Source organism: Mesorhizobium sp. WSM4813, assembly GCF_055811555.1.
The window spans coordinates 1-25,665 of sequence record NZ_JBVVQU010000059.1; the positions used below are offsets into that span (position 1 = coordinate 1).

The 25,665-nt window shown below is 63.7% G+C and carries 26 protein-coding genes; 22 read left to right on the top strand and 4 right to left on the bottom strand.

The annotated features are described in order from the left end of the window. The first annotated feature begins 469 nt into the window (after positions 1 to 469). From AC0L25_RS26675 to AC0L25_RS26690, 4 genes are all read left to right on the top strand, one after another. Positions 470 to 805: a hypothetical protein gene (locus AC0L25_RS26675; RefSeq protein WP_473598246.1), complete on the top strand. Its 336-nt coding sequence runs from the start codon at positions 470 to 472 to the stop codon at positions 803 to 805. A gap of 358 nt (positions 806 to 1,163) precedes the next feature. Further along, the gene (locus AC0L25_RS26680; RefSeq protein ID WP_473598247.1) at positions 1,164 to 1,469 is read left to right on the top strand and encodes a DUF1236 domain-containing protein; all 306 of its coding nucleotides are present in this window, start codon (positions 1,164 to 1,166) and stop codon (positions 1,467 to 1,469) included. A 98-nt stretch (positions 1,470 to 1,567) separates the two neighbouring features. Further along, positions 1,568 to 1,768 (top strand): hypothetical protein, encoded by a 201-nt coding sequence (locus tag AC0L25_RS26685; RefSeq protein WP_473598248.1) that lies wholly within the window; start codon positions 1,568 to 1,570, stop codon positions 1,766 to 1,768. A gap of 75 nt (positions 1,769 to 1,843) precedes the next feature. After that, positions 1,844 to 2,080, top strand: a complete 237-nt coding sequence (locus tag AC0L25_RS26690; protein ID WP_473598249.1) for a DUF2934 domain-containing protein — start codon at positions 1,844 to 1,846, stop codon at positions 2,078 to 2,080. Positions 2,081 to 2,154: 74 nt separating this feature from the next. Here the strand turns inward: AC0L25_RS26690 and AC0L25_RS26695 are convergent, their stop codons facing one another. After that, a complete protein-coding gene (locus AC0L25_RS26695; RefSeq protein ID WP_473598250.1) occupies positions 2,155 to 2,484 on the bottom strand; it encodes a hypothetical protein in 330 nt (109 codons plus the stop codon). Between the two features lie 240 nt (positions 2,485 to 2,724). Between AC0L25_RS26695 and AC0L25_RS26700 the strand changes: the two genes are divergently transcribed. The 9 genes from AC0L25_RS26700 (at position 2,725) to AC0L25_RS26740 (ending at position 11,090) form a co-directional block, all read left to right on the top strand. Continuing rightward, positions 2,725 to 3,450, top strand: a complete 726-nt coding sequence (locus AC0L25_RS26700) for a GntR family transcriptional regulator (RefSeq protein WP_473598251.1) — start codon at positions 2,725 to 2,727, stop codon at positions 3,448 to 3,450. 2 nt (positions 3,451 to 3,452) lie between these two features. Next, positions 3,453 to 4,487, top strand: a complete 1,035-nt coding sequence (locus AC0L25_RS26705) for an ADP-ribosylglycohydrolase family protein (RefSeq protein ID WP_473598252.1) — start codon at positions 3,453 to 3,455, stop codon at positions 4,485 to 4,487. 17 nt (positions 4,488 to 4,504) lie between these two features. Beyond that, positions 4,505 to 5,473 carry a PfkB family carbohydrate kinase gene (locus AC0L25_RS26710; protein WP_473598277.1) on the top strand — a complete coding sequence of 323 codons (969 nt, stop codon included), beginning with the start codon at positions 4,505 to 4,507 and terminating at the stop codon, positions 5,471 to 5,473. Between the two features lie 56 nt (positions 5,474 to 5,529). After that, the gene (locus AC0L25_RS26715) at positions 5,530 to 6,591 is read left to right on the top strand and encodes an ABC transporter substrate-binding protein (RefSeq protein ID WP_473598253.1); all 1,062 of its coding nucleotides are present in this window, start codon (positions 5,530 to 5,532) and stop codon (positions 6,589 to 6,591) included. 25 nt (positions 6,592 to 6,616) lie between these two features. Next, complete coding sequence (locus AC0L25_RS26720) at positions 6,617 to 7,486, top strand: ABC transporter permease (RefSeq protein ID WP_473598254.1); 870 nt, start codon at positions 6,617 to 6,619, stop codon at positions 7,484 to 7,486. Then, positions 7,486 to 8,274, top strand: a complete 789-nt coding sequence (locus AC0L25_RS26725; protein ID WP_473598255.1) for an ABC transporter permease — start codon at positions 7,486 to 7,488, stop codon at positions 8,272 to 8,274. Before AC0L25_RS26720 ends, AC0L25_RS26725 begins: the two co-directional genes overlap by 1 nt. Then, a complete protein-coding gene (locus AC0L25_RS26730; RefSeq protein WP_473598256.1) occupies positions 8,274 to 9,341 on the top strand; it encodes an ABC transporter ATP-binding protein in 1,068 nt (355 codons plus the stop codon). The genes AC0L25_RS26725 and AC0L25_RS26730 overlap by 1 nt, the downstream gene beginning before the upstream one ends. 64 nt (positions 9,342 to 9,405) lie before the next feature. Further along, positions 9,406 to 10,653 (top strand): aconitase X, encoded by a 1,248-nt coding sequence (locus tag AC0L25_RS26735; RefSeq protein ID WP_473598257.1) that lies wholly within the window; start codon positions 9,406 to 9,408, stop codon positions 10,651 to 10,653. Then, positions 10,650 to 11,090, top strand: coding sequence for an aconitase X swivel domain-containing protein (locus tag AC0L25_RS26740; RefSeq protein ID WP_473598258.1), 441 nt, complete (start codon positions 10,650 to 10,652; stop codon positions 11,088 to 11,090). The genes AC0L25_RS26735 and AC0L25_RS26740 overlap by 4 nt, the downstream gene beginning before the upstream one ends. On the opposite strand, the gene AC0L25_RS26745 is transcribed toward AC0L25_RS26740, so the two are convergent. After that, a complete protein-coding gene (locus AC0L25_RS26745; RefSeq protein WP_473598259.1) occupies positions 11,087 to 12,169 on the bottom strand; it encodes an SIP domain-containing protein in 1,083 nt (360 codons plus the stop codon). The two genes, AC0L25_RS26740 and AC0L25_RS26745, sit on opposite strands and share 4 nt — an antisense overlap. A gap of 2 nt (positions 12,170 to 12,171) precedes the next feature. Continuing rightward, the gene (locus AC0L25_RS26750; RefSeq protein WP_473598260.1) at positions 12,172 to 14,307 is read right to left on the bottom strand and encodes a TonB-dependent hemoglobin/transferrin/lactoferrin family receptor; all 2,136 of its coding nucleotides are present in this window, start codon (positions 14,305 to 14,307) and stop codon (positions 12,172 to 12,174) included. A 309-nt stretch (positions 14,308 to 14,616) separates the two neighbouring features. Between AC0L25_RS26750 and AC0L25_RS26755 the strand changes: the two genes are divergently transcribed. After that, entirely contained in the window at positions 14,617 to 15,444 is an 828-nt protein-coding gene (locus AC0L25_RS26755; RefSeq protein ID WP_473598261.1) for a heme/hemin ABC transporter substrate-binding protein, read from the top strand. Positions 15,445 to 15,507: 63 nt separating this feature from the next. Here the strand turns inward: AC0L25_RS26755 and AC0L25_RS26760 are convergent, their stop codons facing one another. Then, a complete protein-coding gene (locus AC0L25_RS26760) occupies positions 15,508 to 16,539 on the bottom strand; it encodes a LacI family DNA-binding transcriptional regulator (RefSeq protein ID WP_473598262.1) in 1,032 nt (343 codons plus the stop codon). Positions 16,540 to 16,901: 362 nt separating this feature from the next. On the opposite strand from AC0L25_RS26760, the gene AC0L25_RS26765 reads away from it, so the two are divergent. The 8 genes from AC0L25_RS26765 (at position 16,902) to AC0L25_RS26800 (ending at position 25,665) form a co-directional block, all read left to right on the top strand. Beyond that, positions 16,902 to 18,515, top strand: a complete 1,614-nt coding sequence (locus AC0L25_RS26765; RefSeq protein ID WP_473598278.1) for an extracellular solute-binding protein — start codon at positions 16,902 to 16,904, stop codon at positions 18,513 to 18,515. An 80-nt stretch (positions 18,516 to 18,595) separates the two neighbouring features. Further along, positions 18,596 to 19,456, top strand: coding sequence for a carbohydrate ABC transporter permease (locus AC0L25_RS26770; RefSeq protein ID WP_473598263.1), 861 nt, complete (start codon positions 18,596 to 18,598; stop codon positions 19,454 to 19,456). Next, a complete protein-coding gene (locus AC0L25_RS26775; RefSeq protein ID WP_473598264.1) occupies positions 19,453 to 20,412 on the top strand; it encodes a carbohydrate ABC transporter permease in 960 nt (319 codons plus the stop codon). Before AC0L25_RS26770 ends, AC0L25_RS26775 begins: the two co-directional genes overlap by 4 nt. Then, positions 20,409 to 21,500: an ABC transporter ATP-binding protein gene (locus AC0L25_RS26780; RefSeq protein WP_473598265.1), complete on the top strand. Its 1,092-nt coding sequence runs from the start codon at positions 20,409 to 20,411 to the stop codon at positions 21,498 to 21,500. Before AC0L25_RS26775 ends, AC0L25_RS26780 begins: the two co-directional genes overlap by 4 nt. A gap of 4 nt (positions 21,501 to 21,504) precedes the next feature. Further along, complete coding sequence (locus tag AC0L25_RS26785; RefSeq protein ID WP_473598266.1) at positions 21,505 to 22,596, top strand: ABC transporter ATP-binding protein; 1,092 nt, start codon at positions 21,505 to 21,507, stop codon at positions 22,594 to 22,596. Beyond that, positions 22,593 to 23,720, top strand: a complete 1,128-nt coding sequence (locus AC0L25_RS26790; protein WP_473598267.1) for a Gfo/Idh/MocA family protein — start codon at positions 22,593 to 22,595, stop codon at positions 23,718 to 23,720. Before AC0L25_RS26785 ends, AC0L25_RS26790 begins: the two co-directional genes overlap by 4 nt. 26 nt (positions 23,721 to 23,746) lie before the next feature. Then, entirely contained in the window at positions 23,747 to 24,661 is a 915-nt protein-coding gene (locus tag AC0L25_RS26795) for a sugar phosphate isomerase/epimerase family protein (protein ID WP_473598268.1), read from the top strand. A 68-nt stretch (positions 24,662 to 24,729) separates the two neighbouring features. Then, positions 24,730 to 25,665, top strand: a complete 936-nt coding sequence (locus AC0L25_RS26800) for a sugar ABC transporter substrate-binding protein (protein WP_473598269.1) — start codon at positions 24,730 to 24,732, stop codon at positions 25,663 to 25,665.

The window sequence follows — 25,665 nt, forward strand, 5'->3', positions numbered from 1 at the left end:
ATGCGACGCGCTTTAGCGTTGTTGTTTTTATGCATGTCGTTATCGCAAAACCGCTGCACACTTTTGCGCGACATGCACTAGGCTGCCGATGCGCTAGAAGCCGAAGAATTGCCAGCCTATCAAATATCCAACCGCGACGACCACCAGGGGAAACAAGGCCGGCGCCAGCCGGCTCAGAGCGGAGCTCCTTGCCGGTTCCTTTGGGGCATTCCTGAGGGCGTTTCCGAGATTTTTGGTCATGGTTCACTATAGTAGCAATCGCTGATTAACGATTCACCAACATGCTGCGCCCGCCCCGGAAACGGGGCGGTTTTTTGGAGTCTTCCAAGGAGCTCGTCGCCATTGCCGCCCAAAACTGTTGCCGGTCGATTGAACCAGCATGGAGCCGGGCGCGTCGCAGCATGCGGGAACCAATCGCCGCCCACCTGCTTTGGCAAGGAGGTGATCTTTCGCGGGAAAGGAGTTCGACATGAAACCTTTCGCATCCCTGCCGAGCGCGTTGATCATGGGCGTGCTCGGCGCACTGGCGTTGGCGGCGCCGGCTGCCGCCCAGACGGATAACCAGACACAAGACCAGGCGCCTGCCGGCCCCTGCCAGGCCCAGCCGCAGAACGGCCAGCAGCAGGAGCCGCCCGTCAACAACGGTGCCGGCGACAGCCTGACCGAAACGCTTGATCCCTGCAACGGCGTGCTGCAGCCGCCGCCGACCGGCGATCAGGGCATGGCCGCACCGCCGCCGCCGGACCAAGGCAAAACACCGGTGCTCAAGCCCGGCGAGGTGCCGCCGCAGCCGCCGAAACAATAGGTTGGAGCCTTTGCCGTCCAAGCACCTGACGGGTGCCCGACGCCGGCAGGCTTTTTTGCCGCTGGGCGGAACATTAGCTCTCGCTAAATGTTCCTCTCGAAGCAGTCGATATCACCCCCTCCGGTATCGCTGCTGATCGGGCAAACCGATCGGCCCGCGTGCCTGCAACAGGGAACGCGGGCCACTGCGGTTGGTCGCAGCAACGCATCCGGGCGGCGCCACTGCGGCGCCAATTAGCCGCCGCTCACGGAACAAGAAGGTGGCGTGAGCGTTTCCAAAGAGAGCCCGCCGTCCCGATTGTGATCTAATGTTGCCACCCGTGGAAGGCGAAGTCCGCCAACAAGAACAGGAGAAGACGATGAAGATCCACCTTGTTCCTGCCGCCGCCGGGTTGGTGCTGCTTACGGGTGTCGGCGTGGCCACCGCAGACCAGGTGATTGTCACGCCCGAGCAGCAGACAGTCATCCGCGAATATGTGGACAGGCACCCGCTGGCGTCGATCAGCGTTCTGGGAGTGGAGCTCAACATCCGTTCCACCTTGCCCGAAACGGTTGAACTTCACCCGATCGACGTTCCCGACGTGCAATACAGATACGTGGTCGTCGACGATCGCACCGTGCTGGTCGATCCCGGCACCCGCAGGATCGTGCAGGTCATTGACTGACCTTCGCCCGCCGCTCTCTCGGGAAGACGCGAGAGGAGCGGCGGCTCGCCGGCAGGCGGCCGGCTGTTGATCGTCTTGTCGCGGAAGGAGCCATTTCCATGTTGCCACATGTCGAGTCACGCAATGTGGCCGCATCTGTCGACAAGCTGCTTGCTGAACGGGGCACTTCTCTGTTGTCGATGAAGGAGTTGATCGCAGCGGTGCGTGAGCGAACAGGAACGGAGCGCTCGGACGCGGATCTGGCGGGGCTGATCACCAAAAAGGCGGCACTTCTCGGTGTCGCGGTGCTGTCCGACTAGGCTGAAGCCGCTCAAGACGCCGATCGAAATTTCAGCTAAAAGTTGTCGCTCACGGATTGAGCCGAGGAGACAACAGTGACGGACAACAGGCAGGAACGCATTCGCCGGCGGGCCCACGCAATCTGGGAGCAGGCCGGCCGCCCCGACGGCGCGCATCAGCAGCACTGGGACCAAGCCACAGCCGAGATCGTCGGTGAGGAGAGCCGGCCGAAAGTCGAGGCGGCTCGACCGAAGGAGCCGACGGCCGCCAAAGTCAAGCCCGAGGACACTAAGCCAAAGACTGCTCGGCCGCGCAAAGGTTCGGCGAGTTAGAACAATAACACTTCGGCCGCGGGACGAAGCTCCGTCCGCGGCCGAAAGCGTGAGTCCCGAAATCTCGATCTCTGCTACTTGCCGCAATGGTTGTCGTTGACGGTCGGTGAAACGGTGCCGGGAGCCTTATGAGTGGCATCAGGCATCGCGCCCTGCGGGCCTGGAGGGCAGTTCCGATCGGCATTGGAATTCATGCCGCCAGGGCCCGCAATAATACTACCGGTAATCCCGGGATCGACAGCGTCCGGTTCGGCCAGGTTCGGATCGATCGGGGCCGGGTCCGTTACGACGCTTCTGTCGCTGCCGGTATCCATGTCGGCGTCCGGGTCGGCGACGTTCTGGGCCATCGCAGAAGTGGCCAGCCCAGCGGCGAGTAGGGACGCTGCGAGAATCTTCTTAAGCATGGTTTGCCTCCATTTATCTCCATTTTTTTCGGTTGTCGCCGCATCGCGACTACAGAAAAAACCGCTCGGGCGTGGTGAAAGTTCCGATAAAATTCCAGCCTGCGACGAACCGTCATGATCAGCAGGGCAATCCTGCCCGGGATGCCGGGAACCCAAAAACGTGCTGGCCACGAGAAGTTGACATGACTGAAAGGTCACGATATTGAACAGGACTATACAGGTTTGCTGAACAGGTGTTCCATGGCGCGTCGCACGACTCTGTCGTCTCCCGGAACGGGCAAGCCCGAACGGATCGCCACCGTCCTCGAACACGAGATCCGCTCCGGCGTGCTCGGCTTCGGCGACCGCCTGCAGAGCGAGAACGAGCTCGTCCAGCGCTTTTCCGTCAGCCGCAACACCATCCGCAAGGGTCTCGAGGAATTGTCCAGCCGCGGGCTGATCACCACCAAAGTCGGCATCGGCTCGTTCGTCACCTTCGACGGCATGCCGGTCGACGACGCCGTCGGCTGGTCGCGGGCGCTGGCCAATGCCGGCGCCAATGCCGACACGCGCACGCTCAGGCTCGAAGTCATGCAGGATGCCGAGCTCGCTGGCAGGCTTGGCATCGAAAGCCCGTTCTTCATCGCCGTCGACCGGGTGCGCTCCAACGCCGATGACGGCCATGCCATCTCGATCGAGCGCAGCCGCTTGCCGCTGTCGCCCGAGCTGGAGGACGTGCCGCTGCGCGGATTGCGCGAGGGCTCGCTGCACCAAACGCTGCGCGGGGCGGGGCTCGTCCCCGATCACGGCGAGGAGTGGGTCGACATCGAGATGCTGAGCGCCGAGGACGCGGCCATTCTCGATTGCGCGCCCGGCGCGCCGTTCCTGCGCACGCGGCGGTTGACGCGCGCCGCCGATGGCCGCGCCATCGAATACGTCACCAGCCTGCTCAATCCGGCGCATTTCGCCCTTCACCTGGAGTTCTGAGCATGGACAGCGCCGAGGCGATCGACGGGGCGATGGGGGCGCTTATCGGCGGTGCGTTGGGCGATGCGCTCGGCATGCCGACGCAGCTGCTGTCGCCGGCCCAAATCGCCGAGCTCTACGGCCACGTCGAGGATTTCGTCGCGCCCGTCGCCGATCATCCGGTGTCGAAGGGCTTGGCCGCCGGCACTGTCACCGACGACACCGAACAGGCGCTGCTGCTCGGCCGCATCCTGGTTGTTTCAGGCGACGGCTTCGACCACACGCGCTGGGTCATGGCGCTGCTCGACTGGGAGCGCGAGGTCAAGGCGCGCGGCAGCTACGATCTGCTCGGACCTTCTACCAAGCGCGCCATCGACGCCATCAATGACGGCGTGCCGGCCGAGGAAGCGGGGCGCAGCGGCGACACCAATGGCGCGGCGATGCGCATCGCGCCGGTCGGCATCATGATGCCGCTGGAGCCGCTCGACGGGCTGGTCGCCAAGGTGGCGGAAACCTGCCGGGCGACGCACAACACCTCGATCGCCATTGCCTCGGCCGCAGCCGTCGCTGCCGCGGTCAGCTGCGGTGTTGCCGGCGGCGACTGGCGAGCAGCCTCGGATCGTGCGGTTGTGGCGGCAAGGCAAGGGGCGGCACTCGGACACTGGGTCACCGGCGGCGATATCGCCGCGCGGATCGACTGGGCGAGAAGCCTCGTCCGCGGCAAGGCCGTCACTGACGGCATCCGGCTGATCGTGGACCTGGTCGGCACCGGCGTCGCCAGCCAGGAATCGGTTCCGGCGGCCTTCGCGGTGTTGGAAATCGCTGGTGGCGATCCCTGGCAGGCGGCCGTCATCAGCGCCAATCTCGGCGGCGACACCGACACGATCGGCGCCATTGCCGCCGGCATGGCAGGCGCTTGCGCCGGCTTTTCCCGATTGCCGCAGGAACACATCGCCCGGCTCAAAGGCCTCGACGTGGCGCAGGTGCGGGCGCTCGCCGCCGATCTGGTCGCGGCGCGGATCGCGAAAAGCAGTTCCGGCAAGGACGCGGCGGCATGAGCGGAGCTCAGCCTGACATGAGCGGGCGGCTCGTCCATATCGGCAGCGCGGTGGTCGACTATGTCTACCGCATCGACGCCTTGCCGGCGCCCGGCACCGAAAAGACCGCATCGAGCTTTGCCCAGGTCGCCGGCGGCGGCTTCAACATGATGGTCGCGGCCAGCCGCACCGGCATGAAGGTAGTCTTCGGCGGCCAGCTCGGCAGCGGCCCCAATGGCGACTTCCTGCGCGCCGCTTTTGCCGCCGAGGGCATCGAAACGCTGACCCAGCCATTGCCGCTGATGGACAGCGGCAATTGCGTCGCCATGATCAGCGGCGACGCCGAGCGCACCTTCGTGTCATGGCCCGGCGCCGAGAGCGTGCTCAGCCTCGGCATGATGGCGGCCGTCCGGGTTGCGCCGGGGGATTGGGTGTTCGCCTCCGGCTATACGCTGAGCTATGTCGCGAGCCGCGATGCGCTGGCCGACTGGATTGAGGCGCTGCCGGCGGAAATTCCCTTCGTCTTCGATCCGACGCCTGTCGTCTCGGACATTCCGCGCGCCATTCTCGACCGGGTGTTGGCGCGCACGAGCTGGTTGAGCTGCAATACAACTGAAGCTGCTGAGATCGCCGGCCCCGGCGCTGTCGAGGCCATTGCTGCCCGGCTTCTTTCCAATCACTGCCCAGGCGCCGAGGCGGTCGTCATCCGTGCCGGGGCAAAAGGCTGCTTCGTGCGGCTGGCTGACGGCACCGCGCAGGCTGTGCCCGGTCTTAAGGTCGCCGCCGTCGATACCAACGGCGCCGGCGACACCCATATCGGCACCTTCGTCAGCGCGCTGTCGCGCGGCGTGCCGCCCTTCGAAGCGGCGCGCTACGCCAATGCGGCGGCGGCGCTCTCGGTCACCCGCCATGGCGGGTCGTCGGCGCCGACCGACCAGGAGATCCAGACATTCCTCAGCCATGACGATCGATCCGTGCACGGCTGGAAGCAAGAGGCCCATTTGTGAAAGCCTAAATGACGCAACAAGCCCGCCAACCGGGCAGAACAATGAGAGGAACGAACATGCGCATGCCCAAACTGACTGCTTTTCTGGCGGCAACCGCCGTCTTCGCTTCGGCACTTACGCTGGCCGCCAGGGCCGACGAAGTGCATGTGCTCAACTGGAAGGGATACGGCGCCGACGAGCCCTGGGCCATCGCCGCCTTCGAGAAGGCGACCGGCAACAAGGTCGTCAACGACTTCTTCAATTCCGAACAGGAAATGCTGACCAAGCTCAGGACCAATCCCGGCCTCTACGATGTCGTCATGATCAACGCCGCCTTCAACGACCAGGCGATGGCGGAAAAACTGATCCAGCCGATCGATGTCTCGAAGATTCCCAACTATGCCGACATCAGCCCGGACAAGGCAGGCTCGCCGATGCTCGCCCGCGATGGCAAGGTCTATGGCGTGCCATGGGTGTGGGGCTTGACCGCGCTCGCCATCAACGAGAAATCCTTCGAGACGCCGCCGACCAGCATCGCCGAAATGTGGGATCCCGCCCACAAGGGCCGCGTCACAATCCGCGACGACGCGGTCGAAGCGGTTCAGTTCGGCGCCATCGCCACCGGCCAGAACATCAACGACATCAACGATATGGAAGCGGTCAAGGCGAAGCTGACCTCGCTGATACCGCAGATCAAGACATTCTGGAGCTCGGAAAACGATTGGAACCAAATGGTCGCCTCCAACCAGATCGACATCGGCACCTACTGGAGCGGTTCGGCCGATCGCGCCAAGACGCATTTCAAGCTGCCAGTCTCGCTGGTCATCCCAAGGGAAGGCGCAGTCGCCTGGCTCGACGCCTTTTCCATCCCGGTCGGTGCCAAGAATGTCGCCGGTGCCGAGGCCTTCATCAACTACATGATCGATCCTGGCTTCTACGTTGAATGGGTCACCAAGGTCGGTGCGCCGGTGTCGGCCAATACTAAGGCAGTCGCGGCGCTTCCCGAAGATGCGTTCAACCGAAAGGTGATGGGCGATCCTGATGTCGCCAAGCGCATCCAGTTCCAGGCGCCGATCAGCGATGCGCAGCGCGAGGCTTATTTGGCGCTGTGGCAAGAGCTCAAAGTCAACGTGAAGTAACGGGCAGGTTTTCGTGGAGAGGCATATGGCTGGACAGGTCGCGACCGGTTCGAGGAGCGGATTGCGATCGGCTTTGCCCTTGCTCCTGCCTGCCTATCTCTGGCTGACGGTGGCGATCTTTTTGCCGCTGTCGGCCATGGTCTTCTTCTCCTTCATGACCGAGCTGCCGCTGTCGGGGAAGGCGTGGTCGTTCACGCTGGAGAACTACGCCACCTTCTTCTCACAGGGGCTGTATCTGACGCTGCTGCTGGCGTCGCTCAGGCTCGGGCTCGAGGTGACGCTTTGGTGCGTCGTCATCGGTTATCCCGCGGCCTATGTGCTGGCCAAGGTGCTGAAGGGGCGCAGCCGCGAGGCGATCTTCCTGCTCGTCATCCTGCCGTTCTGGTCGAACGGGCTGGTGCGCATCTTCTCATGGGCGATGGTGCTGCGCGAAGGCGGCATTCTCGACACCGCGCTCAACGCCGTGCTGCCGTTTAACATCAATATCGACCTGATGTATTCCTATCCGGCCGTCATCATCGGGCTGGTGCACTCCTACGTGCCCTACATGGTGCTGACCTGTTACCTGACGCTGCAGGCGATCGACGATTCTCTGATCGAGGCAGGACGTTCGCTCGGCGCCTCGCGGCTGCAAATGCTGAGGCGGGTGATCATTCCGCTGTCCATGCCTGGGCTGGTCGCCGGTGCGGCGCTGATCTTCGTTCCCGTCGTCGGCTCCTTCATGGAGCCGCGTATCCTCGGCGGGCGCACCGGCACCTTCTACGGCACGGTCATCGAGGACCAGTTCGTTGCCGTCTTCAACTGGCCGCTGGGTGCAGCACTCTCCTTCATCCTGCTGGCCGTCGTGCTGGTCATCCTGGCATTGGCGTCGCCGGTACTGCGGAGGGCTGCGTGATGGCGACGACGCGTATCCTGGAATGGCTCGGCCGGCTCTACATCTGGCTGCTGCTCGCCTTCCTCTATCTGCCCATCATCATCATGGCGCTGATGTCGTTCAACGTTTCGCCCTTCTACCAATTGCCGTTCGAATGGACGACACAGTGGTACGCCTCGTTGTGGCAGAACGATCAGTTGATCTCGGCCACCTGGAACAGCCTCGAAATCGCGATCCTCACCACCATCATCTGCGTTGTGCTCGGCTCGGCGGCGTCGCTAGCGCTTTTCCGCTACGAATTTCGCGGCAAGAAATTCCTGCAGGCGCTGCTGTTTCCGCCGATCGCCATTCCGTGGCTGATCACCGGCACGGCGATGCTGATCTTCTTCTTCGGCATCGGTATCGGGCGTGGTCTGTTTGCAATCCTGCTCGGCCATGTGGCGCTGGCGCTGCCCTATGTGATCGTCGTCGTCTCGGCCCGGCTGCAGACCTTTGCACCAGAACTGGAAGAGGCGGCGCGTTCGCTCGGCGCCAACCAGTGGCAGGTGACGCGGCGCGTGACCTTGCCCTGGATTATGCCGGGCGTCATCGCCGGCGGGCTGTTCGCCTTTGCCGTATCGTTCGACCAGTTCGTGGTGTCCTACTTCCTATCGACGCCGGGCCAGACGACGCTGCCGGTCGAAATCTATGCCGCGATCCGCAAGGGTTTTACGCCGGAGATCAACGCCGTCTCGACGATCATCATCGTCGTCTCGATGGCGCTGATGCTGCTTACGGCACGGTTCTTCAAATTCGGCGGAGAGAAATAATGGCCGGCGTGCAGGTATCGAGTTTGTCGCGCAGCTTCGGCGCGCACAAGGCGCTGGACGACGTGTCCATCGATTTCGCCGACGGCGGTTTCTATGCACTGCTCGGGCCCTCTGGCAGCGGCAAGACCACGCTCTTGCGGCAGATCGCCGGCTTCGATTTTCCCGACTCCGGTCGCATCGCCATCGGCGGCGAGAGCGTCGAGCGGGTGCCGGTCGAGAAGCGGCGCATCGGCATGGTGTTCCAGAACTATGCGCTGTTTCCCAATATGAGCGTTGCCGACAATGTCGCCTTCGGCCTGTCGGTGCGCGGCGAGGCCAAGGCAACGATCGCCAGCGAGGTGCAGCGTGCGCTCGACCTGGTGCAGCTCGGCAAGCTCGGTGGCCGCCGGCCGCATCAGCTGTCCGGCGGCCAGCGCCAGCGCGTCGCGCTGGCGCGCGCCATCGTCACCAAGCCGCGCGTGCTTTTGCTCGACGAGCCGCTGGGCGCGCTCGACAAAGCGCTGCGCGTCGACATGCAGGTCGAGCTGAAACGCATCCAGCGCGAGATCGGCATCACCACCATCTTCGTCACCCACGACCAGGAAGAGGCGCTGACGATGAGCGACCGCATCGGTATCCTGCGCGACGGCCGGCTGGTGCAGGAAGGACCGCCGGAGGACATCTACGACAGCCCGAAGAGCGAATTCGCCGCCACCTTCCTCGGTGACGCCAACATATTGCGCGGCGAGAACACCGGCACCGGCATCCGCTTGCCCGACGGCACGGCGATCGCCGCCGGGGCTGGCGCGACGCTTGCCGCTGGCGTCAAAGCGAGCTGCGCGGTGCGGCCGGAACGCATCCGCATCGCCGCCGATTCCGGAGGCGCGGACCAAGCCGATGGCAATGTGCTCCGTGGCCAAGTCTCCAAGCGCATCTTCGCCGGCAACAACAGCACCTATTTTGTCGATCACGACGGGCAAACACTCAAGGTCATCGTGCAGAACACAGGCATTGAAAAGCTGGCCGAAGGCCAGGAGGTTGTGCTGCGCTGGTCGCCGGGGAGTACGGTGCTGATCGCTGCGAACTGATCTTGCCAGGGGACCGCAATCGAGGAGAGCATGATCGGGCATAGTGCCGAAAGCGGAACATCCGATGACACTTGAACTCAGTGCGGATGACCAGTCGATGCTACAGGGCGAGCGGGGCCCGGCCGTGGCCGCCGCGATGAAGATACTGGTCGCCTTTTCCAACGCAGTCGGCGCGCGCAAGCTGTTGGATATTGCCGGGGCCCATATCGATGGCTGCCTCTATCACGGCCAGGCCAGCCTCGATTTCGTCGAAAGGCTGGTCGAGGGCGGCGGTCGCGTGCATGTGCCGACGACGCTGAATGTCGGCTCGTTCGACCTCATCCATCCCGGACTGGTGAAGATGCCGCCGTCGCAAGAGGCGCCGGCACGCCGTCTGATGAAGGCGCATCTGGAGCTCGGCGGCCAGGCGACCTTCACCTGCGCGCCCTATCAGACGCGGTTCCGGCCGGCTTTCGGCCAGCAGATCGCCTGGGGCGAGTCCAACGCCATCGTCTTTGCCAATTCGGTGATCGGCGCGCGGACCAACCGCTATGGTGATTTCATCGATTTGTGCTGCGCGATGACCGGGCGCGCGCCGGCCTGGGGATTGCATTTGAGCGATAATCGACGCGGCCAGATCCTGTTCGAGCTGACCGGTTCTTTCGAGCCTACCGACGCCCTGTTCGTCGGCGTCGGGCTCATTGTCGGGCAAAGGAGCGGCGACCGCATTCCCGTCATATCGGGCCTGCGGCAGCCGCGCGACGAGGACCAGCTGAAGGCGCTGGGTGCGGCGGCGGCAACGACGGGCGCGGTGGCACTGTTTCATGCGGTCGGCATTACGCCGGAAGCAAAGACGCTCGACGAGGCGTTTCGCGGCAAGGCACCGGAGGAGACGATCCGGATCTCTCGCGCCGACATCGACCACGCGCTGGCCAGGCTGTCGAGCGTCCCCGACGGCGCGCCGCTTGCGGCCGTGTCGCTCGGCACGCCGCATTTTTCGCATGACGAGTGGATGCGCCTGCTGCCGATGCTGCGCGAGGTCGCGCCGGGCAGGGGCGTTCCGATCTATGTCAACACCGGACGCGCGACGCTGACGCGGCTTCAGGACGAGGGCGAGCTGGACGATGCGCAAAAGTTCAGCCTCATTCCGGTGACCGATACCTGCACCTATGTCACCACCATCCTCGAGCGTCTCGACGGCGTGGTGATGACCAATTCCGGCAAATGGGCACATTACGCGCCCGGCAATATCGGCGTGTCGGTAGCGTTCGGCGACATGGAAGATTGCGTCCGCTCGGCAGCGGCCGGGCATGTCGTGCGGAGCGCGCCATGACGCGGTCGGCCGAAACAGACCGGATCGAACGCACCGGCATCTTCCAGCTTCCCGGCGAAGCGCAGGGCTCGGCGCTGGTGCTTTCGCACGCGCTCAGCTTCTGGGGCGGGATCGACGTCGAAACAGGCGAAATCATCGACCACTCGCATCCTGGTCTTGGCCAAAATGTCGCCGGCAAGATTTTGGTGATGGCATCCGGGCGCGGCTCGTCATCCTCGTCTTCGGTTCTCGCCGAGGCGATCCGCCGGCGCACGGCGCCGGCCGGCATTATCCTGGAGCGGCCGGATCCGATCCTTGCCGTCGGCGCCATCGTCGCCGAGTTTCTCTACGATGTCAGCATGCCGCTGGTCGTCTGCGATGTCTCAGGCATTGTCTCAGGCGACCGGATCGCGATCAGCATGGCTGACGATGCGCAAGCGATGGTAAGCAAGATCTAGCCGGCCATCAGTCCTGCCGCGCCCTGCCGCCAATAGGCCGCTGCCAGCGTCTCGTCGCGGCCAAGCCGGAGCGTACCGCGCCAGTGTTCGCGCACCGTCGTGGCGGCAGCCGCTTCCGCAGCGAACCAGCCGAACGCCGAACCGGTCGGCCATGCCACTGACAGGATGGCGCGCGCCAGCCTCTCGTCGAGGCCGGCCGGTACACCATTTCTCGGCAGCCAGTGCAGCTCTATGCCGGTCGCGTTGTCGATCACCTGTCGTTCGCCATCGTCGGCGATCTCGATGTAGGCCGCGCCTTTCGTCTCGGCGGGCAGCGTCTCCAGCATGCGCGCCAGCGCCGGCAGGCCGGTTTCGTCGGCGCCCATGAGATACCATGATGCCAGCCGCACCGGGCGGCCGACCGGTCCCATGATGCCGATTTTCATGCCCGCAGTTGCGTGCATGGCCCAGTGCGCGCCGACGCTGGCGCCGGGATGGATCAGGAAGTCGACGTCGATGATGCCCTTTTCCACGTCGAGCGCCCGGATCGTGTAGACGCGCGCCACCGGACGCCTGTCGTTCGAGGGCCAGGCTGGCAAGCCATTGCCGCCGAGCACGGGCCACAGCGGTTCAGGCACCTCCCTGGTCGGAAACAGCATGCGGATATGCATGCCGCCGAATTTCGCGAAACGCCCCAGATCCTCACCAGCGAAGCGGATGCGGCGCATATGCGGTGTGAGATCGCCAACTTGGGTGACGACCATCTCGCGGAACTGGGCGAGGCGGGTTTCCCCGGCGAAATCGCCGGTCCAGACGATCTCGGGGTTTTCTTCCTTGGCATAGACTTCGACCGCGGTGGCCAGCAGATCCTTGATGCGCGCCAGCCCATCGCGGTCGGCGGCATTGGCCCGCATCACCAGCCGGTCCATGTCGAAGGATGCGGCGCCGAAGGCGAAGCGGAAGTCAAGCCGTGGCCCCTCCTGCGAGGCATCGGCATCGAAGCTTTGCAGCCTGTCGCTGATGCGGTCGATATAAAGCGGCAGATTGCGCAGGTTCAGACGCGCTTCGCAGGCCAGTCCGCTCACTGAAGTTTGCGTCATTCTCAACCTCCGATCCTGCCGGTCAGCGCCACCTTGAAGGTGCGGCCCTTGCCCTGTTCGGTTGCCGCCGACGTCAACCATGCGCTTTGCGGGTCGGTGTAGGCGGTGTCAAAGACGTTATCGACGGCGAAATCGAGCTTGGCGTGGTCGTTGATGCGCCAGTTAGCGAAGACATTGACGAGGTCGAAGCCGTCATTGATTTCGGGCGGCCGGTCCGGGTCGGTGCGGCTGGTGCGGGTGATCTTGCCGACGCTGAGATATTGCGCGCCGATGGTGAGCTGGTCTTCCAGCATCCTGAAGCCGACGGTCGCCGAGAAGCGGTCGAGCGGCGTGTTGTTCAGCGCCTGGCCGGAGTAAACTCCGCTGACGACCTTAGCGTCGATCAGGGCACCGGCCAGATTCACGAAACCCCAGCCATTGTCGTAGACCGCCTCGGCCTCGATGCCTTTCAGCCGCGCGTCGCCGATGTTGATCGCTGTTCTCGGCAAGACGGTCAGGTCGACGTCGATATAATCCTCGATATCGGTGTGGAAGACGTTGACCTTGGCACGAAACTGATCGCCGGCGGTCAGCACATCGTCGTATTTCAAATTGACGCCGGCTTCCCAGCTCTTCGCCGTTTCGGGCTGCAGAAGCAGGTTGGGCTGGTAGCTGTCGCCACCGCCATGCGCACCGCCGCCGCGATAGACGTCCTGCAGGCCCGGTGCCCGGTAGCCTTCGGAATAGGTGCCGTAGAGCTGGAAGCCTTCGAGCGGCGTAACGCCAACGGTGAGGCGGGGCGACCAGCGGTCGCCCGACATCGAGGCTTCCTCCGGCGGCACGGTCTTCGTTTCGCCGTCGAGCTGGTAGCCGTCATAGCGCATGGCGGCGATGAGCTGCAGCCAGTTCTCATAGTCGCCCTGCCATTGCAGGAAGCCACCATAGCCCTGCTGTTCGCCGGCGCCGAAATGCGCCGCTTCCGACGAGGCCTCCAGATAATAATAGTCGAGCCCATAGGTGAGCGTGTGGGCGATCTCCCAGACATCGAAACGCGAGGAGTTCTTAACGTTGAAGCCCGTGGTGGCGACGTCGTAGTAGCGGAAGTTGCCGATCGCCGACGCCGGCCAGACCTGTGTCTGCTCGGCGCGCGTGCGGTTGTGGTAGGCATTGGCGCTGAAGTCGATCAGCTCGTTGTCGTCAGGCTTCCAGGTATAGGCTGCCGTGTAGGTCTGGTTGGTCGTGTCGGTGTTGTAACGGCTCAGCGTCGGCGAGGTTGAACCGCTCGATCCGGTGATCTGGTCGCTGTAGCGCTGCAGGATCGCGCCGAGCTTGAGCTCGTGGCCGTCGGCGGGGCGCAGCGTCGCCTTCATATAGCCGCTGGTGATGCTCTCGCCGGTCCACGGCACCGTGTCGCCATTGCCGTCGGTGTAGCTGTCGCGGTCGCGATAGATGAGATTGCCGATGATATCGGCGTCGTCACTGAAGCGGTAGGCGCCGGTGGTGCTGGTGGTGAAGCCGTCGCCATTGCTCTCATAACCGAGCTTTTCGCTCAGCGCCCAACGTTCCTCCTGCTTGAGGAAATCGCCGGCATCCTTGGTTTCGAAGGAGACGACGCCGCCGATGCCACCCGAGCCATAGGCATTCGAGACCGGGCCGCGAATGACTGTCGCATCTTTGATCAGCTCGGGCTCGACATAGAACGAGCCCGAGCCGTGGCCGACGCGCCAGTAATCCTGGCGGGCGCCGTCGAGCGTCACCACCACGCGGCCATATTGTTCCAGTCCGCGAATGTTGATGGCAGTCGCCGGATCGTCGCCGTTCATAGAGGCGGCAACGCCGGGCGTGGTGCGGAAAATGTCGGCGGCGGTGTCTGGCTGGATGCGTTCGAGCTCTTCAGAGTCGACGGCGCTGATGGCGGCCATCGAGTCGATGACAGCCGTCTTGATCATGGTCGCCGAGATGGTGATCAGGTCGAGCACGGTCGGCTCGTTCGCTTCAGCCTGCTGGGGCGGCTTGGCTGGACGGTCGGCCTTGGCGGCGGCGCCTTCCTTCTGCTCCTTCTGCTCCTCCTGCGCGGTGGCGGGCGGCGCGGCACACAGGCCGAGTGCGAAGGCGAGCGCGGTGCTCGCCATCAAGGTCTTGTTGCGTGTCAGTCTCATAGCGATGCCGCCCCCGGGAAAAGCAAGATTGCTGGCGGCGGCCGTCGGCCCTGGCTGGCATGATGGAGAAGCTCGACCGGTGGGTCGGGCAGGGCTACTTATTGAAACATGATGACATTAGTCAACTTTAATTTTATAGTCACGACCATCATCGAGGAATCTCAAGCGCGGGAGCGAGACGGCATGGTCGGCAGTGGCAGCGGGCGCAGGCAGATGCGCTGGTTTCGATCGGGCAGCATGGCAGTTATGCTACTGTTGGCGTTTTCTGTTCTTGCGCCGTCTTGCGGATTCAACGCGCTGGCCGCGGATATGGTCGTCGACGCATCGGGGCGGACGGTCGCGACCGGTCCGGGAACCAGGATATTGACGCTCGGTTCCGACGTTACCGAGATCGTTGATGCGCTGGGCGCCGGCGGCCGGATCATCGCGGTCGATCGCGGCAGCAAATATCCCGCTTCCGTCGCGCAAAAGCCGGATGTCGGCTACCGGCGGCAATTGTCCGTGGAAGGCTTGGTCGCGCCTCGCCCCGATCTGATCCTGGCGGCGCAGGACAGCGGGCCGCCGGAGGCGATCGAGGTGCTCAAGTCGCTGGCGATCCCGGTCGTCCTCGTGCCGGAAGACAACAGTCCGCAAGGCATCGAGCGCAAGATCACCCTGATTGCCGCAGCGCTTCGCCTTGAGCACAAGGGCAGGGAGGTTTCACGGGACGTGCTCGACGCCTTCAAGGCTGCCGCCGATCTCGCCGCGAAAATTGCACCCGAGCGCCGCAAGAAAGTAGTGTTCTTCCACGGCCTCGTGCGGCTGAGTGCTGCCGGCGCCGGCACCGCGGCCGCTGCAATCATCCGCTATGCAGGCGGCATCAATCCGATGGCCGTAGTGCAGGGCTACAAGGCAGCGTCGGAGGAAAAGCTGATCGAAATGGCGCCCGATGTCATCCTGATGATGAGCGACGGCAAGGGCGGCCCAACCGCCGAGCAGGTGTTCGGCACCCGCGCGCTGAGCGCCACGCCGGCGGCAGAGACTAAGGCGCTGATCGTGCTGGACGGCGCCTACATGATCGGCTTCGGCCCGCGCACCGCCGATGCGATCCGCAACTTGGCGCAGGCGCTGTATCCGGAGGTGGCAGGCGCCGACTAGCTCATGGACCTATGACGCCACATCCCGCACTTGCCGGCGCGGCCTCTCTCATCCCGGTTCCGTTCAGATCTCCGGGATGCTTTCCCTGAAGATTACCTGCAGCCTCGGCTGGTGCAGTTCGTAGGGCAAGCCCCTGATCGCATGGGTCAAGGTGTTGAGCGCTTCACGGGCCTCGACGCGCGGGTTCTGGTCGATGACCGCGTCGAGCGTGCCGTCGAGCAGCAGATCCTTGGTGCCTTCCGTCACCTCGTGGCCGAGAAACACAGTCGACAATGCGCGCCCTCGCTCCTTGAGCGCCCGGGCGATGCCGGTGTTGCCGGCACCGACGTTGTAGATCGCCGCCAGATCCGGGTGCCGGTCCAGCAGGGCAGAAGCCTCCGAATAGGCTTTTTCCCGGTCGTCGAGCATCTCGCGCATCTCGACGATCTGCAGATTGGGCGAGTCTTCCGTCAGAATGTGACGGAAGCCCATCTCTCGCTCCTCATGGCCGCGATAGGAGAGCGAGCCGGCGAACAGCGCAACCTTGCCCGGACGATCGGCGGCCATGAAGCGATTGAGCAGATAGCCGGCGAGCCGGCCGGCGGCGCGGTTGTCGATGCCGATATAGGCGACCCTCGGCACATGCAGGATATCGGATGCGATGGTGACGACCTTGACGCCGCTGGCCGATAGCGAGCGGATCGCCTCGCGGACCGTCGGATGGTCGAGCGCGATGACGCCGACGCCTTGCGTCTGGCCGCGCAATTCCTGCAGCAGGCGGGCAAGCCGATCAGGATTGAAACCTTCGATCGTGGCGACGCGCACATCGAGATCGGGCCGCGACTGCGCCTGCGCCTCGATATGCCGGTGCAGCATCTTGATGAAGGAATTGGTCCCGGCGGGCAGGGCGAAATCGAGCCGTATGACGTCGCCGGGCAGGGCGTTGCGTGGGGTCGGGCTGTTCGAATTTTCCGCGATGTAGCCAAGCCGCTGCGCGGTTTCCAGCACGACCTCGCGGGTGCGCGCCCTGACCCCGGCGCGGTTGTTGAGCACACGGTCGACCGTGGCGGCTGAAACGCCGGCTTCCCGGGCTATGTCTGTCAGCGTGGACCGCACAGTCGATCACCTCATTCTAGCGCTACGGGCGCATCAAAATTGCGGATTTAACGAATCGGACGACGACTTCATTGCCATCCGCGATTCTGATGGGAAATGATGTATCCCGCCTTAGCCGATGCGCAAGCCGGCGCGCTACACCAAATCGCGGAGCCGGGCCGAAAAGGCTCGGCGCGGCGCACGGTTCCCTCAAATTCAAGCACCAGGTGCCGTGTAGTAACCTCGCTGGACGGCATTTCTCTCCCTAATCTGCGATCTTATGACGTGTTTTGAGTATTTATGATGTTGACAGCCTTCCCATACTGCCGTCAATATCCATCATGAGGGCCGTGGAGGAACAAGGCCCCGAGGGAGGACTTCCAATTTCTGATATGATCCGCATGTCGCGGCGCCGCTTGCTGGCGTCCGGTGGAAAGGCGGCCGTGCTCGTTGCCGCTGCAGGTATCGCACCGAAATTCATCCGCCCCAGCCGCGCCTATGCGGCCGATGCGCTGGCGCCGGGCATGATCGGCGGCCCGACGGGCTTCGACGGCTCGGAGCACTATCAGTATGGTCCCGACACGCCGGAAGGCCGTGCCATCGAGGCGGCCAAGGCGATGAAGGGCGCAGGCAAGGCGCCGGCCAAGATCGTGCTCGGCCTGTCCGATGGCTCGATCGGCCAGCTGACGCAGCCGTTTCCTGCTGGCGCGCCTTCGATCAAGGATCTGTGGGAGAAGGAAACCGGCATTCCGCTCGAGATCGTCGGCGTGCCGAACGGCCAGGAATTCACCAAGACGATGCAGGATATCTCCACCAAGGGTGGGGCGTATGATATCTATGCGGTAGAATGGAACCGTCTCGGCGACCTCGCCGAAACCGGCGGCATCCTGAAGCTCGACGACTTCGTCGCTCAGTACAAGCCGGAGTGGGACGACCCCGAGCGCGGCTATGTCAACGGCGCCAAGGGCGTCTCGCTGCTCAACCAGTATCGCGGCTCGACCTATGGCGTATCACTGGATGGCGATTTCCAGACCTGGGTCTACCGCACCGATCTGTTCGGCGATGCGGGTGAGAAGAAAGCCTTCTCGGACAAGCATGGCTATGAGCTGGCGCCGCCGAAGACCTGGAAACAGCATGACGAGACCGCGGCCTTCTTCCAGCGCCCGGACAAGGGCCTGTTCGGCTCGACCGATCTGCGCAACCAGGGCTGGGGCTACACCAACTGGTATCAGCGTTATGTCTCAATGGCTTCGCCCAATCAGTTCCTGTTTGACGATAGCGGCAAGCCGCTGATCAATTCAGAGCAAGGCATTGCTGCGACCAACGAGTATATCGCCTCGCTGGCCCATCATTCGCCGGATGCGATCTCCTGGGGTTGGCCGGAGCAGTACGGCAATTTCGCCAAGGGCGGCGCCGCCATGACCTGCGCCTTCTCCAACCTGCCAAAATTCCTCGACAACGCCGGCAACAAGGATTCAGCTGTCACCGGCAAGATCGGCTCGATGCTGCCACCCGGCCGCGAGATCGACGGGAAGCTGATCAGCCGTTCGGTGCTGTGGCTCAATCTGTCGGCCTCGGTCTCCTCGCAGGCCAAGAATCCGGAAGCCTGCTACCTGTTCCTGCAGTGGCTGGGATCGAGCCGCATCTATGCCTGGATGACCGCCAATCCGGGTGGCTATTTCGATCCGTTCCGGCTGTCGGATTTCTCCGACCCGCTGGTCCGCCAGACCTATCACGCCTACCACATGGATGTGGTGCGCGAGACGGTCGCCCGCACCGTGCCAACCATCAACTATCCCGGCGCCACCGCCTTCCACAATGCGCTGGACGAGAACCTCGTCGCCGCGCTGACCAAGGCCAAGACCGCCGAGCAGGCGATGGCCGACACCGAGGCCGAATGGAGGAAGATCGCCCGCCGCACCGGCGAGGAGAAGCTTCTCGAAGCCATCAAGACCAACAAGGAGGCCTGGCCTACCGTTCTCGACCCGATCAGCTGATCCTCCTCCCAGGACCTGAATGGAGGGGAGGAGTGATTGCTCTTCCCCTCCGCAAACGATGGTACCAGCAAAGCTGCAAGATGAAGCGTTCCGTTCCTTTCGAAATATTCCGCTACGCCGCGATCCTTGCGGCCTTGGCGGTGACGCTGGTGCCGATCCTGTGGATGGTGTCGATGGCCTTCAAGCCAATCGCCGAATGGTCGGCGACCGGCGCCGACCTGACCTGGTGGCCGAAGAACCCGACGCTCAGCAATTTCCGCTTCGTCTTTGGTGAATCGACCAATAATCTGATCGTTGCGCTCGACCGCACCGCCCTCAAGCCGATCCTGTCCTCGCTGCTGTCGGCCACGTTCGGCACGGCGATCGCCATGTCGGCGGGCACCGCGGCGGCCTACGGGCTGTCGCGCTTCGGCTCCGGCCAAAACCTGCCGCTGGCGCTGATCCAGCTTCGCCTGTTTCCGCCGATGGCGGTGATGACGCCGGTGATGATCATGTGGGCCTTCCTCAACTTCACCGACAGCTGGTGGGGGCTGTCGCTGATCTACGGCATCGTCACGCTGCCCTTTGCGTTTTGGCTGATGAAGACCTTCTTCGACGACATGCCGCGCGAGATCGAGGAAGCGGCGCTGGTCGAGGGCTGTTCGCGGTGGCGCGTCTTTACCCGCATCACGCTGCCGATGATGCGTGCGCCGCTGGCCAGCGCCGCACTGTTCGTCTTCATCCTCAACTGGTCGGACTATCTGATCGCGCTGCTTTTGACGACGCGCGAATGGGTGACGGTCCCGGTCTACATGGCCTCGCTGTCCTCCTCGATGACCGGACAGCTCTACGGCGCCAAGGCAGCGCTCGGGCTGATCGCGGCGGTGCCCCCCGTCATCATGGGCATCGCCATCCAGCGCCATCTGGTGCGTGGGCTGACCTTCGGAGCACTCAAGCAATGAGCGCGGTGACGGCCACAATTTCGGAGGAGGCCATGAATGCCGCCCAGGCAAAGCCGGTGCTGCCGGATGAGGGTGCGCGGCTCGGTTTCCGGCTGACATTGCCGGCGCAGATCCTGGTGCTGTTCATTGCCGTCTTCCCGCTGCTGATGCAGCTTTACATCAGCCTCACCGACTGGTCGCCGCTGTCGGGCCTCGGCTGGTGGAGCGCCTGGTCGCTGTGGAACAATTTCGCCAACTATACCGATCTTGCCGCCGACGCCCGTTTCTGGAGCGCGCTGAAGCGCACGGCCATCGTCATGATCGTCTGCGTGCCGGCGGAATTCCTGCTCGGCCTCGCTCTCGCCACGCTGTTTGCCGACGAGTTTCCGGGTAAGCGGATCTTCTACTCGATCCTGCTGACGCCGATGATGGTGGTGCCGGCGGTGGCCGGTTACATGTTTTTCATGCTGTTCCAGTCGGGCGGTCCGGTCAACGACATCCTGTCGGCGGTATCAGGCTTTTCCGTCACCATCGCCTGGCTTTCGGATCCGACCCTGGCGCTCATCGCCGTCATGGTCGCCGATATCTGGCAATGGACGCCGCTGATGTTCCTGATCCTGCTTGCCGGCCTGATCGGCGTGCCCGAGGACCAGATCAAAGCGGCGACGCTGCTCGGCGCCAACCCCTGGCAGCGCTTCGTCACTATCGTGCTGCCGAAGATGAAGACGATCATCATCATCGCGCTAGCGATCCGCGTGATCGAGAACTTCAAGATCTTCGACACGCTCTACATCATGACCGGCGGCGGCCCCGGCGTCGCCACCGAGACCATCTCCGTCTACATCTACAAGCTCACCACCCAGGACCTGATCTGGGGCTATGTCGCGGCGATCGCGCTGGCGATCCTGATCGTGCTGTCCATCGCCGCGGTGTTTGCCATGAAGCGCATGGCGCGGGCGCGGGAGGTGCCGGCATGAGCGCCATCCATCTGCAGAACCTGGTCAAGAAGTTCGGCGACTTCACCGCGCTGAAGACGATGGATCTGGCGATCGCCGACGGCGAGTTCATGGCGCTGCTCGGGCCGTCAGGCTGCGGCAAGTCGACGACCATGAACATGATCGCCGGCATGGAGGAGCCGACCAGCGGCAAGATCCTGTTCGGCGAGCGCGACATGGCCGGCGTGCCGATGGGACGGCGCGGCGTCGGCTTCGTGTTCCAGAACTACGCGATCTTCACCCATATGACCGTGCGGCAAAACCTCGCCTACGGCCCAAAAATGCGTGGCGCGGCGAAGGCTGAGATCGACCGCCGCGTCGGCGCCATTGCCGAGATGCTGCAGCTGACGCCGCTGCTCGACCGCAAGGCCGACAGGCTGTCGGTCAACATATTACAGCGGGTGGCGATCGGCCGTTCGGCGATCATGGAGCCGGCGATCTTCCTGCTCGACGAGCCGCTGTCCAATGTCGATGCGGCCTTCCGGGCGGTTATGCGGACCGAACTGAAGCAGTTGCAGCGGCAGTTCCGGCAGACCATGGTCTATGTCACCCACGACCAGCTCGAAGCGATGACCATGGCCGACCGCATAGCGGTGATGGACCACGGCGTGCTGCAGCAGGTCGGCACGCCGCTGGAAGTCTACAACGATCCGGCCAATGTCTTCGTCGCCCGCTTCATCGGTGCGCCGGGAATGAACCTGCTCAGAGGCAGGCCGGCGGAAAGCGACCGTGGGCTGGTCGTCGATCTCGGGCCGCTCGGCGTCACGCCGCCGCTGCCGGTCGAAATTACCGCCGCTGTGCGGCGCGCGCGGCGTGATGTGCTCTACGGCTTCCGACCGGAGCAGGTGACATTGGCCCAAAGCGGCCGCGGCCTGTCGATTTCGGTGAATTTCGTCGAGCGGATCGGCGCGCGCACCATTATCCATTTCGGCGACGGCGAGGCTGCGGTGAAGGCGGTGGTCGACAATGATGTGGGACTGTCGGTCGGGCAAACGGCAGTCGTCGCGCCGGCCGCGCAGTCGGTGCGCGTTTTCGACGCTGCCACCGGCCTTGCCTTGCGAGCGGGCTGAGACCATGGCCGACATCGTCTTTCGCAATGTGACCAAACGCTATGGCGGCACGCTCGCCGTCGACGATGCCTCGTTCACGGTCAACGACAATGAGTTCTTCTGCTTCTTCGGCCCGCCGCTATCGGGCAAGTCGACGGTGCTGCGTCTGGTGCTCGGCCTGGAAACGCCTGAGTCGGGCGAGATCCTGATCGGCGGCAGGCCGGTCAATACGGTGTCGCCGGCCGAGCGCAACGTCGCCATGGTGTTCCAGAACCTGGCGCTGTTTCCGCACATGAGCGCGCGCGACAACGTCCGCTTTCCCCTGGTCGAACGCCGGGTCGCCGAGGCCGATATCGAAAAGCGTGTTGCCGACGTCGCGGCCAAGCTGCATATCGGCCACATCTTGCACAAGCCGCCGGCGCAGCTTTCGGGCGGCGAGCGGCAGCGCGTTGCGATCGCCCGCGCGCTGGTGCGCGATCCCAATGCCTATCTGATGGATGACCCGATCTCGGCACTCGACGCCCGGCTGCGCGAAGAGACGCGCGTCGAGCTGAAGCGCATCCAGCGCGAGCTCGGCAAGACGCTGATCTATGTCACGCACGACCAGGAAGAGGCGATGTCGGTCGCCGACCGCATCGCCATTCTGGAGAACGGCAAAATCAGGCAGATCGGCGCTCCGGCCGAGATCTATGACCGGCCGGCCAGCACCTATGTGGCGCGGCTGCTCGGCTCGCCGATGATGAATATCTTGAAGTCGGTGCGCGGCGAGGGCGGTGTCGAGGCGGCCGAAGGCACGATCAGTATTGCGGACAAGGCCACTCCGGCCGATGCCGTCGAGATCGGGCTCAGACCGGAAGATATCAAGGTCCGGCGCTGGCAGGATGGGGAAATATCGGATGATGGAGTGTCGGTTGGGCGCGCGGGCCGCCCGGCACGAGTGTTCGAGGTCGAGCCGCTTGGGGGCTACACTGTCGTGACACTCGCCGCCGGGCAGGCGCGTCTGAGGGCGCTGCTGCGTGGCCAGCCTGATATCAGGCCGAACGCCATGGTGGCGTTATCCTGCGAGCCGGGAAGGGTTCATTACTTCGGGCAAAACGGCGGAGCGCTGGCACGATGACGGCGGCTGCAAGGAACGAGCTTCGGGAGGAACATTTGGCAAGCAACGGCTTCGACCCGGACGTTAAAGTCCGCACCAGGGAATACAGGATCGGCTGCGTCGGCGCCGGCATGATCATGGCCGAATGCCATCTTGCTGCCTACAAGGAGGCCGGTTTTCCGGTGGTGGCGATCGCCTCGCGGACCAAGGCCAGCGCCGAGAAGGTCGCCAGGCGCTGGGAGATCCCGACCGTCCACGATACGCCGGAACAGCTCATCGAGGATGAAAATGTCGAGATCATCGACCTTGCCTTTCCGCCGGACCAGCAGCCTGCGCTCATCCGCCATGCGCTGAAGCAGAAGCACATCAAGGCGATCCTGGCGCAAAAGCCGCTGGCGCTATCGCTCAAGGATGCGATCGAGTTGCGCGACGAGGCGGCCAGAGCCGGCAAGATCCTCTCGGTCAACCAGAACATGCGCTACGACCAGTCGATGCGGGTGCTGAAGCAGATCATGGACAGCGGCGCGCTCGGCGACATCGTCTTCGCGCAGATCGACATGCATGCGATCCCGCACTGGCAGAGCTTCCTCGAGGACTATGACCGGCTGACGCTCGCCAATATGAGCGTCCACCATCTCGACGTGCTGCGCTTCCTGTTCGGCGATCCCGACGAGATCACCACGCTGACGCGTAAGGATCCGCGCACGCGCTTCGACCATTCGGACGGCATCACCGTTTCGACGCTGCGGTTCCCGTCTGGGGTGCTGGCCGTGTCGCTGGAGGATGTCTGGTCCGGTCCGCGCCAGGAGGGTTACAAGGACGACCAGCATATCAACTGGCGCGTCGACGGCACCAAGGGCGTTGCCAAGGGCACGATCGGCTGGCCGACAGGCTCTGCCTCGACGCTGACCTATGCTTCGACCGAGACGACCAACGGCGAGTGGGTGACGCCCAGCTGGGACACGATGTGGTTCCCGCACGCTTTCATCGGGGTGATGGAGCAGCTCCAGCACGCGGTGAAGACCGGCACGCCGCCGGCGCTGTCCGTCGCCGACAATGTCAACACCATGGCGCTGATCGAAGCCGGCTATCGCTCGATCGACGAGGGTCGCACGGTCAAGCTTTCTGAAATCTCAATCAACTGAATCGCTTACAGGGAGGAATTCACACCATGATGCAGGCAGGTATCTTCACGGGCTATTTCCCGTATAGCCTCAAGGAAACCGCGCAGAAGATTCGCGCGCTCGATTTCAACACCGTGCAGCTCGACCTCCATTTTAGGGATATCGACCTGTCGGCCGGGCAGATCACCAAGGACAAGGCCAAGACTGTCCGCGATACGTTCCGCGACCACAACCTGCCGATCTGCTGTGTGTCGGGCTACACCAACATTATCCATCCGGACATAGGCGAGCGCGAGAGGCGCGTCGGCTATCTGAAGGAGATCATCCGCAACGCGCGCCATTTCGGCACCCCTTACGTGATCTCGGAAACCGGCACCTACAACACCGAATCCGACTGGGTGCATCATCCCAAGAACAAGACCGAGGAAGGGTTCGAGGAATGCCGCAAGGTCATCGCCGACCTTGCCCAGACGGCCTACGACCACGGCGCGGTCTTCCTGCTCGAAACCTATGTCAACAATGTCGTCGGCTCGGTCGAGGAGACGGTGAGGATGTTCGCACAGGTCGACCATCCGGGCCTCGGTCTGTTGATGGACCCGACCAACTATTTCGAGACGCACAACATCGACAGGATGGACCAGATCCTGAATCAGGTGTTCGACACGCTGACCGACAAGATCAGAATAGCCCACGCCAAGGACGTCAAGCGCTCGGGCGGCGACAAGTCGGAGAAGCACGCCGACATCGGCGACGAGGACGCGCTGGAGAGCCATACTTTCCGCGGTGTCGGCGAGATCGAGCTGCCGGCCCCCGGCCTCGGTTCGCTGAACTACGACCTTTATCTCAAGCGGCTCGCCGAGAAGCACCCGAACATCCCGGTCATCATCGAGCACCTTTCGGAAGACGACGTGCCGCGCGCCAAGAAATTCCTCGACGGCAAGTTCCGCGCCAACGGCCTCTGATAGGAGTCCTGCGTCGCCGCTATGCGGCGGCGCTTTCCGCCGGGAGGAACAACAATGGAGGAAGCGAAATGTTGAAATTCGGATTGAAACTGGCGGCGGCCGCGACAGTGCTCGCCGGCCTCGCATTCAGCTCGCAGGCATTGGCGCAGGAGAAGACGTTCTATCTGCTGTCGCATGGCGGCCCGTCGGATGCCTTTTGGCTCGACTGGAATGCCGGCGCCACCAAGGCCTGCGACCAGCTCAAGGTGACCTGCAAGATCTCCTTCAGCGGCGGCGACATGGCGGCGCAGAAGGAAGCGTTCAACTCAGCACTTGCCGCCAAGCCCGACGGCATCGGCACCACCTCGGCCCAGCCAGGACTGTGGACGGAAGAGGTGAAGGCGGCCAAGGCTGCGGGCATCCCGATCGTGTTCTTCAACACCGACGATCCGGCGACCGGACGGCAGGCCTATGTCGGCGCTGACCTCAAGGAGGCCGGCGCCATCTGGGCAAAATACCTGGTCGACCACAAGATGGTGAAGCAGGGCGACAAGGTGTTCCTGCCGGTGGAAGTGCCTGGAGCCAGCTACCAGCAGCTCGAGACTGAAGGCATCGCCAGCGTCTTCGATCCGCTCGGCATCAAATATGACGTGGTCGATTGCGGCACCGATCCGGCCGGCATCATCGCCAAGATGACCGACTATATGGTGGCCAACAATCCGCCGGCGATCATCGCGCTCGGCGACTCCGTCGCGGCCAGCATCAAGCGGGTGTTCGACGGCGCCGGCGTGCCGGCTGGCAAGATCCCAGTCGTCGGCTGGGGCAATTCCAGGGAAACCGCTGAGGCCGTCAAGGCCGGCTTCGTCAACGCGGCCGCCTGGCAGTTCCCGTCGGCGCAGGGCTTCATGCCAGTCGCGCTGCTCGGGCTTGCCGCCTCGGGCGAACCGATCGGCTACGACATCCACACCTTCAGCCTCTACGACGCGACAAGCGTCGAGCCGATCCTGAAACTCTACAACAAGTGA

Bases quoted from the DNA above. Each gene is read 5' to 3' on its own strand.
- AC0L25_RS26675 (WP_473598246.1), top strand. From the start codon at position 470: ATGAAACCTTTCGCATCCCTGCCGAGCGCGTTGATCATGGGCGTGCTC.
- AC0L25_RS26680 (WP_473598247.1), top strand. From the start codon at position 1,164: ATGAAGATCCACCTTGTTCCTGCCGCCGCCGGGTTGGTGCTGCTTACG.
- AC0L25_RS26685 (WP_473598248.1), top strand. From the start codon at position 1,568: ATGTTGCCACATGTCGAGTCACGCAATGTGGCCGCATCTGTCGACAAG.
- AC0L25_RS26695 (WP_473598250.1), bottom strand. From the start codon at position 2,484: ATGCTTAAGAAGATTCTCGCAGCGTCCCTACTCGCCGCTGGGCTGGCC.
- AC0L25_RS26700 (WP_473598251.1), top strand. From the start codon at position 2,725: ATGGCGCGTCGCACGACTCTGTCGTCTCCCGGAACGGGCAAGCCCGAA.
- AC0L25_RS26705 (WP_473598252.1), top strand. From the start codon at position 3,453: ATGGACAGCGCCGAGGCGATCGACGGGGCGATGGGGGCGCTTATCGGC.
- AC0L25_RS26710 (WP_473598277.1), top strand. From the start codon at position 4,505: ATGAGCGGGCGGCTCGTCCATATCGGCAGCGCGGTGGTCGACTATGTC.
- AC0L25_RS26715 (WP_473598253.1), top strand. From the start codon at position 5,530: ATGCGCATGCCCAAACTGACTGCTTTTCTGGCGGCAACCGCCGTCTTC.
- AC0L25_RS26720 (WP_473598254.1), top strand. From the start codon at position 6,617: ATGGCTGGACAGGTCGCGACCGGTTCGAGGAGCGGATTGCGATCGGCT.
- AC0L25_RS26725 (WP_473598255.1), top strand. From the start codon at position 7,486: ATGGCGACGACGCGTATCCTGGAATGGCTCGGCCGGCTCTACATCTGG.
- AC0L25_RS26730 (WP_473598256.1), top strand. From the start codon at position 8,274: ATGGCCGGCGTGCAGGTATCGAGTTTGTCGCGCAGCTTCGGCGCGCAC.
- AC0L25_RS26735 (WP_473598257.1), top strand. From the start codon at position 9,406: ATGACACTTGAACTCAGTGCGGATGACCAGTCGATGCTACAGGGCGAG.
- AC0L25_RS26740 (WP_473598258.1), top strand. From the start codon at position 10,650: ATGACGCGGTCGGCCGAAACAGACCGGATCGAACGCACCGGCATCTTC.
- AC0L25_RS26745 (WP_473598259.1), bottom strand. From the start codon at position 12,169: ATGACGCAAACTTCAGTGAGCGGACTGGCCTGCGAAGCGCGTCTGAAC.
- AC0L25_RS26750 (WP_473598260.1), bottom strand. From the start codon at position 14,307: ATGAGACTGACACGCAACAAGACCTTGATGGCGAGCACCGCGCTCGCC.
- AC0L25_RS26755 (WP_473598261.1), top strand. From the start codon at position 14,617: ATGGTCGTCGACGCATCGGGGCGGACGGTCGCGACCGGTCCGGGAACC.
- AC0L25_RS26770 (WP_473598263.1), top strand. From the start codon at position 18,596: ATGAAGCGTTCCGTTCCTTTCGAAATATTCCGCTACGCCGCGATCCTT.
- AC0L25_RS26775 (WP_473598264.1), top strand. From the start codon at position 19,453: ATGAGCGCGGTGACGGCCACAATTTCGGAGGAGGCCATGAATGCCGCC.
- AC0L25_RS26780 (WP_473598265.1), top strand. From the start codon at position 20,409: ATGAGCGCCATCCATCTGCAGAACCTGGTCAAGAAGTTCGGCGACTTC.
- AC0L25_RS26785 (WP_473598266.1), top strand. From the start codon at position 21,505: ATGGCCGACATCGTCTTTCGCAATGTGACCAAACGCTATGGCGGCACG.
- AC0L25_RS26790 (WP_473598267.1), top strand. From the start codon at position 22,593: ATGACGGCGGCTGCAAGGAACGAGCTTCGGGAGGAACATTTGGCAAGC.
- AC0L25_RS26795 (WP_473598268.1), top strand. From the start codon at position 23,747: ATGATGCAGGCAGGTATCTTCACGGGCTATTTCCCGTATAGCCTCAAG.
- AC0L25_RS26800 (WP_473598269.1), top strand. From the start codon at position 24,730: ATGTTGAAATTCGGATTGAAACTGGCGGCGGCCGCGACAGTGCTCGCC.